The 19,651-nt window shown below is 59.5% G+C and carries 15 protein-coding genes and 1 pseudogene; 7 read left to right on the forward strand and 9 right to left on the reverse strand.

Features of this window, described 5'->3' with window-relative positions:
• Positions 1-378: pseudogene (locus tag K7431_RS23680) on the forward strand (IS481 family transposase); the annotation flags it as partial.
• Between the two features lie 147 nt (positions 379-525).
• Here the strand turns inward: K7431_RS23680 and K7431_RS23685 are convergent.
• Both K7431_RS23685 and K7431_RS23690 read right to left on the reverse strand, forming a co-directional pair.
• Positions 526-1,485, reverse strand: a complete 960-nt coding sequence (locus K7431_RS23685) for a hypothetical protein (protein WP_015885575.1) — start codon at positions 1,483-1,485, stop codon at positions 526-528.
• A gap of 74 nt (positions 1,486-1,559) precedes the next feature.
• The gene (locus tag K7431_RS23690; protein ID WP_003175756.1) at positions 1,560-1,697 is read right to left on the reverse strand and encodes a hypothetical protein; all 138 of its coding nucleotides are present in this window, start codon (positions 1,695-1,697) and stop codon (positions 1,560-1,562) included.
• A gap of 637 nt (positions 1,698-2,334) precedes the next feature.
• On the opposite strand from K7431_RS23690, the gene K7431_RS23695 reads away from it, so the two are divergent.
• The 4 genes from K7431_RS23695 to arfB all read left to right on the forward strand — a co-directional run bounded on the left by K7431_RS23695 (position 2,335) and on the right by arfB (position 6,319).
• The gene (locus K7431_RS23695) at positions 2,335-3,756 is read left to right on the forward strand and encodes an amino acid permease (protein WP_015885574.1); all 1,422 of its coding nucleotides are present in this window, start codon (positions 2,335-2,337) and stop codon (positions 3,754-3,756) included.
• Positions 3,757-3,863: 107 nt separating this feature from the next.
• Complete coding sequence (locus tag K7431_RS23700; RefSeq protein ID WP_015885573.1) at positions 3,864-4,547, forward strand: pentapeptide repeat-containing protein; 684 nt, start codon at positions 3,864-3,866, stop codon at positions 4,545-4,547.
• 99 nt (positions 4,548-4,646) lie between these two features.
• The gene (locus tag K7431_RS23705; RefSeq protein WP_015885572.1) at positions 4,647-5,813 is read left to right on the forward strand and encodes a hypothetical protein; all 1,167 of its coding nucleotides are present in this window, start codon (positions 4,647-4,649) and stop codon (positions 5,811-5,813) included.
• 92 nt (positions 5,814-5,905) lie between these two features.
• Positions 5,906-6,319, forward strand: a complete 414-nt coding sequence (arfB, locus tag K7431_RS23710; RefSeq protein ID WP_034109044.1) for an alternative ribosome rescue aminoacyl-tRNA hydrolase ArfB — start codon at positions 5,906-5,908, stop codon at positions 6,317-6,319.
• Here the strand turns inward: arfB and K7431_RS23715 are convergent.
• From K7431_RS23715 to K7431_RS23725, 3 genes are all read right to left on the reverse strand, one after another.
• Positions 6,316-7,512, reverse strand: a complete 1,197-nt coding sequence (locus K7431_RS23715; protein ID WP_015885570.1) for an MFS transporter — start codon at positions 7,510-7,512, stop codon at positions 6,316-6,318. The genes arfB and K7431_RS23715 overlap by 4 nt on opposite strands.
• A gap of 104 nt (positions 7,513-7,616) precedes the next feature.
• Positions 7,617-7,799, reverse strand: coding sequence for a hypothetical protein (locus K7431_RS23720; protein WP_015885569.1), 183 nt, complete (start codon positions 7,797-7,799; stop codon positions 7,617-7,619).
• Positions 7,800-8,165: 366 nt separating this feature from the next.
• Positions 8,166-8,477, reverse strand: coding sequence for a DUF962 domain-containing protein (locus tag K7431_RS23725; RefSeq protein WP_015885568.1), 312 nt, complete (start codon positions 8,475-8,477; stop codon positions 8,166-8,168).
• A 160-nt stretch (positions 8,478-8,637) separates the two neighbouring features.
• Between K7431_RS23725 and K7431_RS23730 the strand changes: the two genes are divergently transcribed.
• Positions 8,638-9,696 (forward strand): AraC family transcriptional regulator, encoded by a 1,059-nt coding sequence (locus K7431_RS23730; RefSeq protein ID WP_015885567.1) that lies wholly within the window; start codon positions 8,638-8,640, stop codon positions 9,694-9,696.
• Here K7431_RS23730 and K7431_RS23735 read toward each other — a convergent pair.
• The gene (locus K7431_RS23735) at positions 9,653-11,107 is read right to left on the reverse strand and encodes a TrkH family potassium uptake protein (protein WP_015885566.1); all 1,455 of its coding nucleotides are present in this window, start codon (positions 11,105-11,107) and stop codon (positions 9,653-9,655) included. The genes K7431_RS23730 and K7431_RS23735 overlap by 44 nt on opposite strands.
• Before the next feature lie 154 nt (positions 11,108-11,261).
• On the opposite strand from K7431_RS23735, the gene K7431_RS23740 reads away from it, so the two are divergent.
• Positions 11,262-15,512 carry a dermonecrotic toxin domain-containing protein gene (locus K7431_RS23740; protein ID WP_015885565.1) on the forward strand — a complete coding sequence of 1,417 codons (4,251 nt, stop codon included), beginning with the start codon at positions 11,262-11,264 and terminating at the stop codon, positions 15,510-15,512.
• Positions 15,513-15,574: 62 nt separating this feature from the next.
• Here K7431_RS23740 and K7431_RS23745 read toward each other — a convergent pair whose 3' ends face one another.
• The 3 genes from K7431_RS23745 to K7431_RS23755 all read right to left on the reverse strand — a co-directional run bounded on the left by K7431_RS23745 (position 15,575) and on the right by K7431_RS23755 (position 19,550).
• Entirely contained in the window at positions 15,575-16,918 is a 1,344-nt protein-coding gene (locus tag K7431_RS23745; protein WP_015885564.1) for an imelysin family protein, read from the reverse strand.
• Between the two features lie 184 nt (positions 16,919-17,102).
• On the reverse strand, positions 17,103-19,154 hold the full coding sequence (locus K7431_RS23750) for a putative bifunctional diguanylate cyclase/phosphodiesterase (protein WP_015885563.1): 2,052 nt from the start codon (positions 19,152-19,154) through the stop codon (positions 17,103-17,105).
• A gap of 207 nt (positions 19,155-19,361) precedes the next feature.
• Positions 19,362-19,550 (reverse strand): hypothetical protein, encoded by a 189-nt coding sequence (locus K7431_RS23755; protein WP_043205811.1) that lies wholly within the window; start codon positions 19,548-19,550, stop codon positions 19,362-19,364.
• Positions 19,551-19,651 lie beyond the last annotated feature (101 nt).

Genomic DNA, 19,651 nt, shown 5'->3' on the forward strand with positions numbered 1-19,651 from the left:
GAAACTTGAGCTACCGCTAGGGAGCAATTTGGTTGAGCAGCAGCTTTTGCTGGAGCATTTCAAACATGAGTTCAATTACGTACGCCCTCATGAAGCGCTTGGTATGAAACGTCCGGGAGATGTGTATGTGCCGTCTACCCGACTTTATCCAGGATGCTTACCCGATGTGGAGTATCCGGCAGAAATGCGGGTTCGAAGCGTCAGGCAGGATGGATCGATCAAGTGGAATGGCAAGTTGGTATTTGTCAGCGAGGCATTATCCGGGGAAGGATAGGGCTCAAAGAAGCTGAGGATGATGTCTGGGATTTGTACCTGTGTGATTATTCCTTGGGGAGGCTTGGACGGGGTATGACCCGCGTCCAAGCCTCAAATGTGTAAACGATGTCCCCGGTTTCAGATGTAAACGATGTCTACGGTTCTACAGCCCGATAGCGGTGTGCCAGCCACCCATACATCAGCTGACCCACTGCCATCGTGGGCAAGCCCCCTCCCACAGTGGATCTCTATGAGAATCGACGTCAGCGCTTAGAATGCAAAGGTGCCATCAAACACCGGCTTGTCATCCAGCGCCAGCACCCCACTGGCGAAGATCAGATCCAGGTGATGGCTGCCTTTCTGCCCGCCCCCCAGGCCCAGGTGCAACCCGCAGTGGCGCTCCTCAAACCCGGCATTGCGCGCATACAGGTCCTTCACGCCTTCATTGGTGCCTATTCCCAGTTCCTCCACACGCCGGTTGGACGGGTTGGCATTCAGGTATTTATTGAAATCATCCGCCAGCCCAGGCACGTCGCTGGCCACGCTGCAGATGGTCGAGTTCTCGATCCACAGCTCCAGCGGTGATTGCAGCACGCCGTATTTACGCGCGAATGGGATGGTGCTGAGAAAGGTGCCGACAAACCGCACCTGGCCATTGATGGCTTCGCTGTGGGTGGCGATCTCACCGGGGGCGAGGTCGTGGTTGCCGACGCCGTTGATATTGGTCCACTTCTTGATGCTGCTCATCGGCGCTTCCAGCCGCGAACCGTGCTTATCGGTAAAGCTCAGCACAGTGGCTTGGGACATGCGCCGGATCAGCGTGGCGTTGAGGTCGGCAATGCGCTGCGGTTCGACGCTGAAGGTGTCGTAGAAGTAGTCGCCGTAATCCTTGAACAGCAGGGATTTTTTCCAGTGCTCGGCCATCACGCCTTGCAGGGCACGGATAAAGTCCGGGCCTTCGGCGCGAGGGTTGGGCAAGGTCGAGGAATCGTAGAGGAACAGATACAGGTCGCAGGTTTCAATCGCTTCGGCCAGGGTATCGCTGGTGGCCAGGTCCAGGCGCTGCACCTGGAAGTTGAAGCGGGCGGCACTGCTGAGGGTGATCGCCTGGGCGATGGCGTCGTAGCGCTCGGTATGGCCCAGCAACACGGTGGGGCAGCTCAGGCCGTTGAGCGCCGGGTGGTGCGCGAGGTAGTAGAGAAAGTGTTCGACGGCGCGGGCCTTGTCCATGACGTACTTCCTTTCTGTGCCTTGGGTAAGGGGGCAGGTGCCGTGCACAGCACCTGCCGAATGCCTGCCGGTTTTTAGAATGGCCACATCGCGGTGCCGAACGGCACAACGGCATCGGCTTGCATCATTTCAACGGCGGCCTCATGGGTCGGCGCTTCAAACCAATCGTCGAGTTGCAGTTCGGTTTCCAGGTCGTTTTCCAGTGCTTGCATGGTGTATCTCCTAGAGGACGTTGTTTGAGAACGGCTTGCCAACGGGCTTCGCGGGCAAGTGGGATGAACCTAGGAGAGAGTGTTTATAAATGCAAAATTTTTATTGACACGGTTTCATTTGGATTTTTTGTTCTGTTTTTAGGCGATCGTTTTTTCTTGAATGAATACAGGTAGCTGGCGCGACTAATCTGCCAGAAATTTCCTACCGTCAATTTTTATTAAAATTACAGCTGTAACGCTAATTTTCCATGCTGTAACGATTAATTTACGAGTAGGTGGCGACATTGTTGGCCGATCCTGCGCTGTAAGGATTACCTGACAGATCGTCGCACTCGCTTTTCGCGGACCCCCCAAGCGGTCGAGCGGTGTACAATCCGCCGCGTTTTACTGTGACCCCCTTGCGTAACCACGCAAAAGGCCAAGACCTCGGGGTTTACCCGCCCTGATCACTCCGCCTGGCCACGAGCCGGACGGGTTCGATTTCGTCACAGATAAAAACAAACAGGTGACGCATGACCGTTAGAACGACGCTGTACTCCTGGTGCCTGCGCTGGGGTTTGAGCGGCGCTGCTTGAGTCGGTAATTCAAGGCAGCAACCTGCATTCAACATCCTCAAACCTTGCGTGAGACCCTTTTCATGAGTGGACCCCATTCCTCTTCAGGCGAGCTGAAACGCGGCCTGAAAAACCGGCATATCCAGTTGATCGCCCTCGGTGGCGCCATCGGTACCGGCCTGTTCCTCGGCTCCGCCGGGGTGCTCAAATCCGCTGGCCCGTCGATGATCCTGGGCTATGCCATCTGCGGCTTCATTGCCTTCATGATCATGCGCCAGCTCGGCGAAATGATCGTCGAAGAGCCGGTTGCCGGTTCCTTCAGCCATTTTGCCCACAAGTATTGGGGCGGTTTCGCCGGCTTCCTGTCGGGCTGGAACTGCTGGATTTTGTACATCCTGGTGGGGATGTCGGAACTGACGGCCGTCGGTAAATACGTGCACTACTGGTGGCCGGAGATCCCGACGTGGGTCTCGGCAGCGGCGTTCTTCGTGCTGATCAACCTGATCAACCTGGCCAACGTCAAAGTCTTCGGTGAAGCCGAGTTCTGGTTCGCCATCATCAAGGTGGTGGCCATCGTCGGCATGATCGCCCTGGGCAGCTACCTGCTGGTCAGCGGCACCGGCGGGCCGCAGGCCTCGGTGAGCAACCTGTGGGACCACGGCGGCTTCTTCCCGCACGGCGTCGGCGGGTTGGTGATGGCCATGGCGATCATCATGTTCTCCTTCGGCGGCTTGGAAATGCTCGGCTTCACTGCAGCCGAAGCCGACCAGCCGCGCACGGTGATCCCAAAAGCGATCAACCAGGTGATCTATCGCATCCTGATTTTCTACATCGGTGCCCTGGTGGTGCTGCTGTCGCTGACGCCGTGGGACAGCCTGCTGGCGACCCTCAATGCCTCCGGCGACGCTTACAGCGGCAGCCCGTTCGTGCAGGTGTTCTCGATGCTGGGCAGCAACACTGCCGCGCATATCCTCAACTTCGTGGTCCTGACGGCGGCGCTGTCGGTGTACAACAGCGGCACCTACTGCAACAGCCGCATGCTGCTGGGCATGGCCGAACAGGGCGATGCACCTAAAGCACTGGCGAAGATCGACAAGCGCGGCGTGCCGGTACGCGCCATCCTCGCTTCGGCGGCGATCACCCTGGTGGCGGTGTTGATGAACTACCTGATCCCGCAACACGCGCTGGAACTGCTGATGTCGCTGGTCGTGGCAACGCTGGTGATCAACTGGGCGATGATCAGCTTCTCTCACTTCAAGTTCCGCCAGCACATGAACCGCACCGGCCAGGTGCCCTTGTTCAAGGCGCTGTGGTACCCGTATGGCAATTATGTGTGCCTGGCGTTCGTGGTGTTTATCCTGGTGATCATGCTGATGATCCCGGGGATTCAGGTGTCGGTGTACGCGATCCCGGTGTGGGTGGTGTTCATGGCGGGGTGTTATGGGCTCAAGAATAAGCGCAGTGCCGATGCGGCGCTGACGACAGCGAGTGAAGCGTTGAAGTAAGCGCCCGCACCTAAAAGGAAAACCCGGCGCAGTGCCGGGTTTTTTGTGGGCGTCGACGGGTTAGACTCGCGTCTTGTTGTGATCTGTTCATTGGCTGGAGCCCACCCATGCACCACACCGACATCGACGGCGGCACCTTGCAGCGCTGTGAGCTGGAAGACCTGATCGATCAGCACGGCGGCCCCTTGCGCCTGGTGGGCGTTGACTTGAGTGGCGCCGATCTGTCGCGTATGGCCCTGGATCACTGGGTGTTCGAACGCTGCATCCTGGTCCAGACCTCGTTCCTTGGATCGCGCTTAGAGGGTACCCAGTGGAAAAGCTGCCGCGCCGGCCACGCCATCTTTGAAGCGGCGAACCTGCTGGAGGCGCAGTTCCACAGCTGCGACCTGAACAACACCCGTTGGCAGCGCAGCAAGTTGTCCCAGGCGAGTTTTGAGCACTGCAAGTTGACCGGCGCCAACTTCACCCATTGCGCCTCCCTGGGCCTGAGCTTCAGCGAAACCCGGTTGAACAGCGCCTTTCTGTCGGGGTTGTCGTTCGCGCGTACTGTGCTGAATAACCTGGATTTTTCCGACAGCGATTTGTCGGATGCGGATTTTCGCAAGGCCGAATTGATCGACTGCAGCCTCGCCCACGCGCGTATCAACGGTGCCAATTTCGCCGGCGCCGACCTGCGCGGTGCGGATCTGAGCGGGTTTCGCCTCAATGATGCCAAATTGTTCAAAGGCGCCGTGATTTCCAAAGCCCAGGCGTCGATGTTGTTGTCGGAGTTGGGCTTGTCCGTTGCCTGATTATTCGGTTTGTTGCTGTCAGCAGCCCGTCGCCGGAACTGTGTGGTGTTGCCTTGCAATAAATAGATAGTGGTTTTATCTGAATATTTGAGGTGATGTATGCGAGATCTGATTTCCGTCAGCAGGCAACCTTTCAATCCAGCCAATGAGTACGCACCGGCCTTGGATACCGGCTGCGGCAATAAGCTGTACGCCGGTGAGGAAACCCCGGCATTCACACCGCACACCGGAGTCTCCATCGCGGGGAAAAACTACTCTCCCGCTGAAAAAGACTACCTGGTCAATGCCTTCGTCAACGATACGCTGCAAAACTCCAACTACGAGAACCCAGAACACCTTGCGCGCCGAGCGAAGCATTTCTTCACGCACATCGAGTCTGAAATGGCCATCGGTCTGGGCGTTGAGAAAGATTTGCTCCGCGACGACTCGCCAGCATCGCAACTGTCATCACATATGGCACACCTGGTTCGCGGTTTGTGGACGCATTCAAAAAGTGATCCCGCGTTTCGCGAGGCGCTGCACAAGGAGTTGTTGGCGCCGAGCAATGACCCCGGCAACGTTCTACTGGCTGGAGAGGGCACAGGCGGTCTGTACTTGAGTATGAAAAACCTGCACGCCCTGTTAGTTCGCGGCGAGCAGGGGCCGTTGACCCGTGAGCAAGCGCAGCAAGGTGCGGAAATGGGCTTTGGTATCAAGGCAATTGCCGAGGCGCTCAAGGCGCATGATCCGATGCTCAGTAGCGTCGATGCCTACACCGTCCAGCATCGCGTGGGGTCGAACCGTGTTGTGGACGGTGTGAAGACACATCATTTCACCAGCCGCCATGGCACGGATTTGCGCAACGACTTGGGCACTCAGGTGCGCGATGAACTTGGCATGCCCGTCATGTTGGGTACCTCGGGTGGCGCATCGGATGTCGCCTCGACCATTCGATATGCAGCCCAATTACAAGGTCAATCCATGTGGCCAAGCGGGATGGACGAAAAGAACGGCCGGGCAGCGATGATGGGGCTGGTGTTTCATCTGATGCGTAACCAAGTCACAGACAATGCCCAAGGCTTCTACGACAAGATGCGCAGCGATTTGCACGGTTTGTCTGCAAAACGGGTTGAGCCTGCGCTGATCTTTTCTCATTCCTTCCCGGAGGTGGTGTCGGGCGTCGAGATGACGCTGAATGATGAAAAACCCACCGATCGCCAAGCGATGATCCATTCAACGTTGCTAGCCAAGTCTCTGTTGGAACAGGCCTTTGCCAACAGGACATGAGGCGCGTCGGAGCACCTGCGCGGGAAGCGGGCCTGTGTAGCATCGTGACTCGTTCGCGTATGCTGGCGAACCTGAACCGCGGACCTGTCTCAATGCTGGTGATTTCCAATAACGTGCATTTGCCCGATGCCGAGATCGAGCTGACTGCCATTCGCGCCCAGGGTGCCGGTGGGCAGAACGTCAACAAGGTGTCGAGTGCGGTGCACTTGCGGTTTGATATTCCGGCGTCGTCGCTGCCGGACTTCTACAAGGAGCGGCTGTTGGCGTTGCGCGACAGCCGTATCACCAGCGAAGGCGTGCTGGTGCTCAAGGCCCAGCAATACCGGACCCAGGAGCAGAACCGCGCGGATGCGCTGGAGCGTTTGGTGGAGTTGATCCTCAGCGCCACCAAGGTGGAGAAGAAGCGCCGTCCGACCAAGCCGACCCTGGGCTCGAAAAAGCGACGGCTCGAATCCAAGACCAAGCGCGGCAGCATCAAGGCCGGGCGCGGCAAGGTCGACTTCTAGTCGCCGCGCGCTTCGCGGGCCTTGGGTGCCTGGCGATACAGGTACACGCTCAGCAGTAAACCACCGAGGGCGGCGAGGGCGGCGAACAGGAAGATCGACGCGAAGCCGAAGCCTGCCGCCACGGCCCCGGCGAGTGGCCCGGTGATGCCCAACGACAGGTCGATAAACAGTGAATAAGCCCCCACTGCCGAGCCACGACTGGACGCCGGCACCAGGTTGACGGCTTCCACGCCCAAGGCCGGAAACACCAGGGAAAAGCCGAAACCGCTCAATGCCGCACCGGCCAGGGCCAGATGGGCGTCCGGCGCGAGCCACAGCAACAGCAGGCCGAGAACCTCCACCGACAGGCAGGCAATCGCTACGCGAAACCCGCCGATCCGGTTGATCAAATTGCCGAACAGTAGCCGCGCACCGATAAAACTGGCGCCGAACAGGCTCAGGGCCCACACCGCGTTATCCCAATGCTGGGTGGTGTAATACAGGGTGATGAACGTGGCGATGGTGCCAAAGCCAATGGAGCCCAACGCCAGTGCGCAGCCGTGGGGCAATACTCGACCCAGCACATTCATGAACGGCAGGCGCACGCCGGCAACGAGGGGGGCGGCGACTTTGTTCCAGGCCAGCAACAGGCCGACGATTGCCAGCAGGATGATGCTGACGCCCATGCTCCACAGCCCGAAATGTCTCACCAGCACTACGCCCAGCGGTGCACCGACGGCCAGGGCCCCATAGCTGGCGATGCCGTTCCAGGAGATGACCTTGGCGGTATTCGCCGCACCGACGCGGCCGATGCCCCAGCCGATGGCGCCCGAGCCCACCAGGCTTTCAGCACTGCCCAGTACCAGGCGGCCGATCAGCAGGCTGCCCAGGCTCAACGCCGGCAGGCTTGAGAACCACGCCGCGAGCAGCATGAACACACCGCTCAGGCCGCAGCCCGCCAGGCCAATCAGTACCGCGCGCTTGCTGCCCAGCGTGTCGATGATTTTGCCCGCATAGGGGCGGCTCAGCAGGGTGGCCAGGTATTGCACGCTGATCACCAGGCCAGCAATGACTGCGCCGTAGCCCAGCTCACTGTGCACATAACCTGGCAACACGGCCAGGGGAATGCCGATATTCAGATAGCCGATGAAGGTAAACAACACGATGGAAACAACTTGCAGCGTGACCGCCAGGGGGCGCTGGGTATCGGGCATGGGAGAGGTCCACTGTCGCAGCAGGTAAAGATAGGCTGCTAATGATACCGGTGGTTTGCCCCGCGCAGGGCGGTAAACCGCAAAAATCTCAGATCAAAAAGACCTCAGGCTTGTGCAGGGGCCAGCAATTGGGTGGTGACCAGGGCGGCCAGGGCGTTTTCCTGGGTGCCGAAGCGCTTGAGCAGCACGGCCTGTTTGTCTGCGCTGAGGCGGTTCCAGATCTCGACCATCTGCAGGGCAGCATCGAGTACGGCGGTGTCCGGGGTATTGGGGAGGTTGTCGATCATGATGGGTATCTCGATTTATTCAGGCAGTGTGGAAAGCGCTCAAAGGTGCGCTTTCCACACGGTCTGGTACGGCGTCAGTCCTGGCTTTCGCGCTCGACTGGTTTTGCTTCTTTGGCCTCAGGCTGTTTGTCGCTGGCCTGCTGCGGGGTTGGCTGCTCTGTAGGGTGCAGGCTTGGGAAGGGGAGATTAGGTATCTCGTGCATCGTCGTCGCTCCTCGCAAAGTCTGTTTTTTCAATCGCAGGTGATTCCGCGCTCTCAAAAAGCCTTGGCAGGATACAGCACTGTAAATGACAAATAGACTTTTATATCGCCGGATTTACGTAAGCTCATCGTTCAAGCGCAAGTGACATAGGGTCACACCCGCTTTAAAACGGCACCTTGCCGAGAATCATGTCGCGGTACATCACAAAGTCCCCCAGCAGGCTGTAGAACGGGTGCTGAAAGGTCGCGGGGCGGTTTTTTTCGAAGAAGAAGTGGCCGATCCAGGCAAAGCTGTAGCCGGCGATCGGCAAGGCAATCAGCAAGCCCAAAGAACCTCTGCCAATGGCATACGCCAGGATACCGATCACCAGCGTCGTGCCAATAAAATGCAGGCGCCGGCATGTGCTGTTGGCGTGCTCGCTCAGGTAATAGGGGTAGAACTCGGCGAAGCTATTGAAACGTTTAACATTTTCCACGGCGACCGGCCCTTTGATTATTGTTCCGCCGAACAGATGTTCGGCGGGGAGCTTATTTGAGTCTAGAGTGATCAGTAGTAACAGCCAGTGACAATAGATGCCACTTTAGTATCCTTGGCTTCCTGGCTGCTGTTTGAGCCTGCTTTATTAAGAAGACGCCATGAGCGAACGAACAACTTCTGCAAGCTGGGCGATGGGGATAGTCAAGGCATTGGAAATGGACGGCCTGGATTGCCGTGCCTTGTTCAAGCAACTCGGCTTGGACTACGCCGCCCTTGACGATCCCGATGCGCGGTTCCCGCAAGACTCCATGACGCGTCTGTGGCAACGGGCGGTGGAGCTTTCGGGTAACCCGGCGATTGGCCTGAACATGGGCAAGGTCGTGCGCCCGGCGTCGTTTCATGTGGCCGGCTACGCACTGATGTCCAGCAACACGCTGGCGGAAGGCTTTATGCGCCTGGTGCGCTACCAGCGGATCATCGCCGAAAGTGCCGACCTGAGTTTCCGACTGATCCCCGAAGGTTATGCGCTGATTCTGACGGTGCACGGTGATCACTTGCCCCCCACCCGGCAAAGCGCCGAAGCCTCACTGGCCAGTGCCTTGGCACTGTGTGGCTGGCTGACGGGCCGTACCCTGCAACCACGCAAGGTGGTGTTGCAAGGCGATCAACCGGCGGACCTCACCCCCTATAAACAAGCGTTCCATGCCCCCCTGGAATTCAACGCGCCCTATGACGCGCTGATTTTCGAACGGGCGGATATGGACGCGCCACTGCCCACGGCCAATGAGGCCATGGCGCTGCTGCACGATCGATTTGCCGGTGAATACCTGGCGCGCTTCTCGGAAAGCCGCGTGACCCACAAGGCGCGCCAAGTGTTGTGCCGCTTGTTGCCCCAGGGCGAGCCTAAGCGAGAGGTGGTCGCCCAGACGTTGCACCTGTCCCAGCGCACCTTGCAGCGGCGTTTGCAGGAAGAGGGCACCAGTTTCCAGACGTTGCTCGACGACACCCGTCGCGAGCTGGCCGAGCAGTACCTGGCGCAGCCGAGCATGACTCTGCTGGAAATTGCCTACCTGTTGGGCTTCGCTGATCCGAGCAACTTTTTCCGCGCGTTTCGTCGCTGGTTCGACGCCACGCCCGGCGAATACCGGGCGCGGTTGCTGGAAGCGTCGACCGTCAGTGACGCCAAAACGCCGGAATGCACAGAACAAAGACTGTAATGATCTCCAGCCGGCCCAGCAGCATGCCGAGCGACAGGATCCATTTGGCCGCATCCGGCAGGCTGGCGAAGTTGCCCGCCGGGCCGATGGTTTCGCCCAGGCCCGGGCCCACGCCGGACACTGTACTCGCGGCGCCGGTCAAGGCGGTCATCCAGTCCAGGCCCAGCAGCGACAGGGCCAGGGCAATGGCGCAGATGGTGATGGCGAAGAAAAACGAAAAGGTCAGGATCGAACGCACGATCTCTTCGTCGAGACGGTGGCCGTTGTACTTCTGCTTGATCACCGCGCGCGGGTGAATCAGTTGGTTCAAGTTGGCCTTGAGCAGGATATACGCGACCTGGAAACGGAAGATCTTGATCCCGCCCGCCGTAGAGCCCGAGCACCCCCCGATGAACCCCAGGTAGAAAAACAGCATCAGTGAGAAGTTACCCCACAGGCTGTAGTCCCCCAGCGCAAAACCCGTGGTGGTCACCACCGACGTGACATTCAGTGCCACGTGACGCAGGGCCTCCAGCCAGTGCAGGTTGGTGGTCCACCAATACCAGGTGCCAAGCACCAGCCAGGTCACCAGCAACAAACCGAGCAAGCCCTGTACTTGCTGATCCTTGATCAGTGCCTTGCGATTGCCACGCAAGGTCGCCACGTACAGGGTGAACGGCAAGCTGCCGAGGATCATCACCACCACCGCCACCCAGTGCACGGCGGGTTGTTTCCAGTGCGCCAGGGATTCATCGGAGGTGGAGAAGCCGCCGGTGGAAATCGCCGACATCGCATGGTTGATCGCATCGAACAGGCCCATCCCGGCCCACCAGAACGCCAGGCTGCCGAGGATGGTGATGCCCACGTAGGCCGCCACGATCAGGCGCGCCACCATGTGCGAGCGGGGCATGACTTTTTCCGAGCGGTCCGAGGATTCGGTCTGGAACAGGCGCATGCCACCAATGCGCAGCAGCGGCAGGATCGCCACCGCCATGCCGATAAAACCGATGCCGCCCAGCCAGTGCAGCAGCGAGCGCCACATCAGGATGCCCGGCGACATGGTGTCCAGCCCGCTCAACACGGTGGAGCCGGTGGCGGTGATGCCGGACATGCTTTCAAAAAACGAGTCGGTGTAGCTGATGTGTTGGGTCAGCAGAAACGGCAGCGCGGCAAAGATGCACACCACCACCCAGCTGGTAACGGTCAGCAGGTACATGTCTCGCGGGCGCAGGTGCACATGTTCCGGGCGACCGGGAATCACCAGGGCCAGGCCGGCAATGAAGGTGATCATGCTGGCCCACAGGAACGAGGGCAGGTCACTGGTGCGTTCGAAGATCACCAGGGTTGCCATGGGCACGACCATGGCGATCGCGAGGGTGATCAGGAAGATGCCGATGATGAAACCGATGATGCGTAGGGTCGGCAACGCCATGAAGTTCGCTCGAGGTAGGGCAGAGGCGCCATTCTACCTGGGGTGTGGGGCAAGTAAACCGGAGCGGACATTGGCTTGGCGAGTAGCTATGTAATGCCCCCGTCCCGGCCTGCAGCGGCACGATGGCGTACTTCCTATTTTCGAGATATACGCCATGCCGCATGACCGGTTATCACCGACGCCGCTGATCAGTCGCCTGACGCTGCGCGACACCCCCTTACAGGCCAGCCTGCGCCAGAAGCTGGTTGCACTGAATATCGAACTGTTCGAGTTGCTCCAGCGGCAACCGACGTTTCACGCCCTGGTGCAGCAGGCCTTTGACCACGCATTCCCTGACCGCAAACCGCTGCTGGATATAGACCAAGGGGTTATCCAGTACGATGAGCAGGAGACACGGGCCATCGGCACACCCCTCCCTGAAAACAGCGAACCGGTGCCCGAGGAAGCCCTGGTGCCGAGGTTGAACCTCATGGAAGCGGTGGTGCAGCGCATGGTTGCCAACCAGGCTTCGGGCTACGCCAGCCGGCCTGTCAGTTTCCATGCGCGCTTGACCGCTGAAGGGGAGTGGGAGCCTGTTACCGGGCTCACACCGAGCGCTTTCGATCGTTTCCTTGACCAATTTGCCGATGGTTTTTCAGGGCGTTATCAGCAATCCCAGCAAGCCTTCCTGGCCTTGGCGCATGGGCCGACTGAGGCGCACACCATCAAGCAGCAGTTGATTAAAACGCGAACCGAGCAATTGAGCACCGAGCTCGCCCTGCTCAGCGCCGAAAACCTGCTCAGTGCGACGGCGCAGGCGCTGTTCGCCAAAGTGCTGAAATACCCGAACGCCCTGGCGCGTCAGGCGTTGGGCAGCTATCGACCGTGTGTCTATGGGATCGCTTTGAAGGCTGGGGATACCCACGATATCCCGCTGTATGGGGCCTTTATCTTGACCGCCCGGGACCCGCAAGATACCCACGTGGGCTGGCAAAGCGATGTTCAGGTGCCTCAGGTTCGACCCATTGAACCGGCGGCGAACGTCGGCACGGTGGTGGTGTTCACGCCCGGCGCAGGCCTTGAAGAGTTTGCCTCGTTGAGTGACCTTGACCGCGAGCTGCATCGGCGGCTGAGCCATGGCGTGGCGTTCCCCCGCATCCTGGCGATGGTGGCGCAAGACCAGCAATCGCTGGCGCTGGCGCGGTGCCGGGAAGGTCATGAACGGGGCCAGTTCAAGTACCTTGAACGACTGGACTCCCCGTTCGATTACGCTATCGAATCCCAATGCCTGCACCTTCAACAGAACGTTGCCGCGACCCTTGCGCGCTATCAAACCTTGGGTTTGCAGGCGGACAGCACGTATTTGTCGCAGAGTCTGGACGAGGTAATGGACCTGACGCGGGCATTCGATGGCGCGGGTGCACTCTTCGCCAGCCTGGAAAAACGCGGGCAGGCGCAGATCAAGGCCTTTCTCAGTGCCGCCAGTCAAAGCGACAAAGACGCGTGGAGCGCCGCCAGCGCGCAATATTACGAACAGTTGGCAAACCTGCTGGCCGCGGACGGCTTGCCTTCCTGGGCGCAATTCAGCGACAAGAGCAAACTGCTGGCTTACGCCAATCAGCAACTGCGCCAGGTGCTGGTGGCCGAATACGGGCTGGATATCAACCCAGATCATATTCTCGTGCACACCCAGGAAGCTTATGTCCCTCCCAGCGTGATAGTCCCAGGCGCGCCCGGCCACTCCATCAGAGAGCCCGGCACGCCGTTGTATAAAAGCCGCAGCCGATCACTGACCCAACTGGCCCTGGAAAACGTCGGTGGCCTGGATCTCAATTTCATCAATTTCTCGCGGTTGACCGAAAAAACCGAAGACCTCGACAAGCCCGACGAAGCGCTGCGACCGGAGGACTTCAAGACAGCTAAGGTTTATGAAGGGCTGACCGTGGAACAGGTCAGGGATCTGGTGCGCGGTGTGAATGTGGGCGGGACCTATGGGGCGCTGTTGCGTGAGCGGCTGATCACGTCCCCGCAAGCGTTGGCGCAGAAAAAAACCTATGTCCAAGTACTGGCGCATCAACTGCGGCTGGATGCCATTGAGGCCAGGATTGCCGGCGATTTCTTGCCGGATCGACTGGAACGTGGCTTCAACTGGGTGCGCGTCGTGCTTGATGAGCCGATTGATAGCGACCAGCGCGAACGCGTAGAAGGTCATCGCATATTGGTGGAGTACTTGAAGCTGCGCGGCCAGCGGGTGCGCGGGGTATTGATGCTGCGCACCGCCAGCGCCGGCGGCGGCTCGGTAGTGGTCTATACCCCGCAGGCACCGACTGGGCGGGTGTTTCATGAGTACCCGGATGAAACCCTGATAAGGGATTTCGTCCACAGCAGCTCCTGGCGCGAATACCTGGTGAGCCGTGTTGAGCGCGCGTTCCAGCCGCAAGTACGCGCCGTGTTGAGGGGGCGAGGTGACACCTCGATGGTTCATTTCGGCAGAATCGACAATAACTTCATGGAGGACGCCTATGAGGTTGACGCCAACTTCGTGATCAACGATGCCCAGGCCTTATCCACGAGCACTCATCAAACCAATGTCGAAACCGCACTGACGGTTGCCACCACGGCGTTTGATATTGCCTCCATGGTGTTGCCCATCAAGATCATGCTGCCTATTGGCTTGGCCAGGAGTCTGTTTTCGGTGTTCAACGGGGTCGAATCGGCGAACCTGGGAGACCGTACGGCGGCAGCGAACCACTTTGTGCGTGCGTTTGGAGAGCTGGTGGGGGCACTGGTGGATGGGGCCATCGGCAGCCGATCAACCGGCGCCGGTCGCGCCACGACGATCGGGCAATTGAACCCGCACATGGCGCTGGCGAAAAAGCCGGACGGCGTACTGCCTCTGAAGGGGTGGGAAGGCAAGGGGGTTTACTTCACGACCTCCAAAGACGGCTCGAGGTTGTATTTCATCAACCAGCATCAGCATTGGTACTCGATCCTTGATGACGGCGCAGAGCAGGCCTGGCGGATCAGGGATGTACGCAAACCGCCGCAATACTATTACGACCCCATTCGACTGGATGCCAGTGGGACATGGCACATCGGTTCGCACCCAGGCAGAGGCTTGAAGGGCGGTCAGCCGCCGCACCGGGCGCTCATGGAGGTTTATCCGTTCTTCGACGAGGCGCAGGCTTGGCGGGTGCTTGACTCGTTCAACTTTCCGCGGGGACAGGAAATCGCATTTGGGTTGGACCTGGTTTATCACTTGAGAAGCGGTGTCGCCCTCGACCCCTTCCATCCGTACCTCATGATCACGCCAGAACGGTTGGCGTCGCGCTTGCGTGGCGGGGACAGCCCTGGACGGATGCCTCAAGCGCTTACGGTCGACGCCGACCGTGCGCCCTTACCTCGACCGTCTCCCGACCGTCTCCCCCATGAACGGTTTGTCGAGTGGGGGCAGACCATCGACGCTGCCGAACTGAACGTGTTGAACGCCGAGAGGGACATTGTCCGCAGAATACCGGGCAATGCGAGCCACGCGACGGGTGACTACATCAGGATCGATGAACGCTGTTACCCGATCCTGCCTATCGGGGGCGATGTGCAACGTAGCGTCGCCTATATGCGTAATCCCAATCTGGTACTTGATAGCTTTGACCAGTTTGAGCACATGTTGAGAACCGACCTGTTCAACCAACCCAGGCTCACCCGGTTTTATAGAGGGATTAATCGGTGGATCAACCAGATTGAATTGCCGTTTCGGCGCACGATATCGGCCTATGTAGCCGGCGCATTTCCCATGCTGCATGAGACCAGTCAGCTACAAGTCGCCAGGGCACTGTTCAGGCGGGCTAACCCGTCAGGGTTGACGGCCTGGGGCTATCGCGTCTTGCAGGTCACTCTGAATGACTGGGTCCAGTGGCCATCGTCGTCCATGGCAAAGTTTGGCGACCCGTTGTTGCTGCTCCCTATCACCGGCAGAACCGGGCGTGGTTGGCACCTGGGGGAATCGTCGGGGTTCTTCGGCCATCTGCGGTTTCGTACCGATCCGGTGGCGCTGCTGTTACACAACACGTTGACGTCGGGCACCGAGGGCACATTGCGGGCGCTGATGATTGAGGTGTTGACGCGCAGTCGTTATCAGATACTCGACGGTTACAACGTCGTTGGCGAGTTACTGTTTACGCGACCGGGGCGTGACACGGTGTATTGGATGTCGTTGCGACGAGCGCAGGGGAACTGGGTCGACGAAGGTGTCAATGTGCAACCCCGCGTACAAGCGATGCAGCCTGATACACGCAACCTCGTGGCACGGGCGCGGGTGAGCAACAATTTCGTGATTTTGGTCGGAGGGGTTCGGTCGTCTGTCGACGGCGGCGAGGTCAGTCTCTTCATCTTCCGCGCTCGAGCCCTTCCGGGTCTCAGTGCATAAAAAAATGCCCCGAGGTGTACCTCGGGGCATTTTTACCGACGTTGAGCGTGAACCTGTGTGGATCAGAACTCGTGATCAGCGTTGTCCGGGTTCAAGTCGCTGATGCCCAGTTTACCCGCGGCCGCTTCGATCGAGCCGGTCTGCTTGACCAGCGCAGCGATCGCATCACGCACGATCTGATTGCCCGCATCGTTACCGGCAGCGATCAGTTGGTCGTAGTGCTCGCCCTTGTTGGCGTGATCAACCATGACCTGGATCTTCGCTTCGGTCGCTGCCAGGTCCGCTTTCAGCGCGGTATCGGCAGCCGGGTCTGCCTTGGCCACCAGGGACGACAGGCTGGCGCCGGTCAGCTTAGTACCGTCGACGCGGGTGTACTCGCCCAGGTAGACGTTACGGATGCCCTTGGCGTCGTAGAAGTGCGAGTTGTGGGTGTTGTCGCTGAAGCAGTCCTGTTCGTCTTCCGGCGAGTTGGCTTCCAGGGAAACCTTCATGCGCTCACCGGCCAGCTCGCCCAGGGAGAGGCTACCCATGCCGAACAGCATTTTGCGCAGGCCGTCGGTGGCAGGTTCTGCCTCCAGGGTGGCGCGGTAGTTATCTTCGACGTTAGGTTTCCAGTTGCCGACCATTTCTTCGAGGTCGCTGACCAGCAGTTGGGTGACCGCGCGCAGGTAGGTGCGGCGACGCTCGTTGTGGCCGCCCGTGGCGCCGTCGCCGGTCAGGTAGTCCGACGCAGGACGGTTGCCCGCGCCTGGGCCGGTGCCGTTCAGGTCCTGGCCCCACAGCAGGAATTCGATGGCGTGGTAGCCGGTGGCGACGTTGGCTTCGGAACCGCCCAGTTCATTGAGGCTGGCGAGTTTCTCCGGGGTGATGTCCTTCACGTCGACCTTGTCTTCGCCGACCTGGATCTCGGTATTGGCGATGATGTTGGCAGTCGCGCCTGGGTTACCCAGGGCATGTTCGTAGGACTTGTCGACGTAGTCGATCAGGCCTTCGTCCAGCGGCCATGCGTTCACCTGGCCTTCCCAGTCGTCGATGATGGTGTTGCCGAAGCGGAACACTTCGCTCTGCAGGTACGGCACGCGGGCGGCGATCCAGGCAGTGCGTGCGGCTTTCAGGGTTTCGTCGTTCGGCTTGGCGAGGAAGGCGTCGATTGCAGTTTGCAGGGTTTTCGCGGTGGACTCGGCATCGCTGTAGACCGCAAACACCATGTCAGCGTAATGCGCGACCACAGCCTTGGCGGCCGCTTCGTCGACCTGGCCGGCAGGCGTGGCAGCCGCTGGAGCGGTAGTGCTGGCGGCCGGGGTCGGCGCCTGGTTTGCTGCGGGCTTGTCTTTACCTTCGCCGCAACCGGCGAGAGAAATGGCAATGGCCAGCAGACTGGCGGTGGCCAGGGGCATACGAATCATGGCGAACATCCTGCTTCGGTTGTTGAGGGGGCGCGCGGAGGCGCGCAAAAACTGCGACATAATGCGAAAGATTTGCATTTTGTGTAAAGGGTTATACGCGGGAAATATTCAGTATCGTGTTTAGGGCAAGTCCCCATGCTCTCCAGTCAAGCGAGAAGACTGACCCTGTGGCGACGTTGCCACGTCAGAGAATCGCTGCGTTATTGCGTTCAGACTGCTTCAGAAAAGCCGCCAACTCCCGGGCCTGCAAGGGTTTGCTGTAGTGGTAGCCCTGACCTTCATGGCAACCCTCGGAGATGATGTAGGCCTCCTGCTCAGCGGTTTCCACGCCTTCGGCGATGACCTGCATGCCCAGGCTTTTGCCCAGTTGGATAATCGCGCGCACGATGGTGGCATCGTCATCATCGTCCAACAGGTCTTGGACGAAGCTCTTGTCGATCTTGATTTTGTCCAGCGGCAGGCTTTTCAGGTAACTGAGGGATGAATAGCCGGTGCCGAAGTCATCAATCGCGATCAACGCGCCCGAGCGGCGGAGGCTCAGCAGGTGCTGAGCCGCGGTGCTGATGTCTTCCATCAGGCCGGTCTCAGTGACTTCCAGTTCCAGGCTGCGCGGCGGCAGGCGGTAGATCTGCATGAGGTTGTTGACCACCCGCGGTAGCTCGGTGTGGTGCAACTGCACGGTGGACAGGTTGACGGCCATGCGCAGGTCGGTGAAGCCCAGGTCGTGCCATTCGCGCAATTGTCGGCAGGCCTGGTCCAGCACCCATTCGCCAATGGGAATAATGGTGCCGTTTTGTTCCGCGAGCGGGATGAACAAGTCCGGTGGTACCAGGCCGTGCTCCGGGTGCTGCCAGCGCAGCAGGGCTTCTACGCCGACCACCCGATTGTCGCGGTAGCTGATCTGCGGCTGGTATACCAAATGGAACTGGTTGCGGCCCAGGGCCTCCCGCAGGTCTTTTTCCAGTTCGCGGCGCCGACGCATTTCGCTGTCGACGCTGGCGATATAGAACTGATAGCGGTTGCGCGAACGGGTCTTGGCCAGGGTCATGGTCTGTTCGGCTTTTTGCAGGAGCTTTTCGGTGCTGTCGCCGTCTTCCGGAAACAAGGTGATGCCGATGGTGGCGCGTAGGCGGATACCCTCGTGGTCGAGGGCGAACTCCGCTTCCAGGTCGTCGAGGATGCTCTGTGCCAGCTCGGCGGCCTCGTAAGGCTGGTCGATATCGGCCTGTACCAGGGCGAACTGGTCGCCACCCAGCCGGGCCAGGGCGCCGAGGCGGCCGCTGTGGGCGCGCAGACGGTCGGCCAGGGCCAGCAGCAGTTTGTCACCGGCCTGGTAGGTAAACTGTTCGTTGACGCTTTTGAAATCATCCAGCCCCACGCACAGCACCGCCACGCGCCGTTGCCGGCGTCCGGCGTCGGTGAGGATCTTGTCCAGTTGCTCCTGCAGTTTCTGGCGGTTCGGCAGGCCAGTCAGGAAATCATACTGAGCCATGCGCAGCAGGCTGCTTTCGGCTTCATGGCGCAAGTGGGTATTACGTTCGATGGATTCGAGCAACTGGTTGGCGGTATTGATCCACAGCCCCAACTCGTTGCGCTCGTGCCCCTTGAGCTGTGGGATCTTGTGTTCGCTGGGGCGGTCCGGGTTGATCGAGGTCAGGTGCTCGATAATCCGCGACAACGGCTTGGTCAGCAGCCAGTGATAGACCAGGTACAGCACCAGGCCCAGGGCCAGGGCGCGCAGCACGCCGGAAATAAAGATGATCACCGAGTTGACAATAAAACCCTGGCCATAAGTGGCAGTGTCGAGCGTGATACTCAGGTCACCGTAATACTCACTGTAAGGGCCTTTGCCCACCAGAGGCGTGGTAAAGGTGCGTTCCCGGCCAAGAATCAGGTCGGTCAACCAGCGGCTGGGGGCTTGCTGCAATGCGCGGCTTTTCTCAGCCAGCATGGTTTCGTTGGGATGGCCGATGGAGGCGATACGCACGGCATCATCCTGGAACAGCCCCTCAATGACTTGCATGCCCATCTCGCGGTCCAGGCTGTAGACGGCCTGGGTCGAAGGGTCGCGAAACATGTCGAGGATGCGCTGGGCATCGCTGGCCACGGCCTGGCGCGTCTTGTAAGCATCGAAAACGATCTGCGCCACGCTCAGCGCAACGCCTACGATCAATGCCGACAGCAGCACAACCCGTAGCAACTTCACCGACAAGCTGTTCTTGAGTTCCAGCTTCAAAGGGGCATTCCTTGTCTCATGCGGGTGGCCTTCAATATGCCATGAGTATTGGCAATCCCGTGAGGCCAGTCAAAGGAACATTAGGGCTGGAGACGTCTTGGCGGTGGGGAGGGAGAAAAAACCAGAAAAAACGGCGGATTTGCTCCGCCGTCTGGGGGACTCGGCGTACGTGGGGTCAGGCAAATGCCTTTCCTACCGTGGCCGCTGTTATTGATAGGCTGAAATCTCGATCTTTGGCGGCGCTGGCGGCATCATGTCCTCGCCTGGTTTGCTGGGAGGGCTGGCAGCAGCGCCATCACCGCCACCGCCACCCGCCCCGCCGGCGAGGCCTTTCATAAGTCCGGTGATGAGTTGCATCGCCATCTGTCCGCCTGCTTTTCCGATTTCTTCCATCATTGATTCTCCAGAAGCGTGTGGGAGGGTTATTCCTCTCACTGGATGGGTGGCTGTTTCCCTTCCGCGGGTTCCACGATTCTGGGCAGGTCGACGTTGTGGAA

Origin of the sequence: Pseudomonas fluorescens group sp. (assembly GCF_020093335.1) — a bacterium.
Classification (GTDB): Bacteria; Pseudomonadota; Gammaproteobacteria; order Pseudomonadales; family Pseudomonadaceae; genus Aquipseudomonas; species Aquipseudomonas petroselini.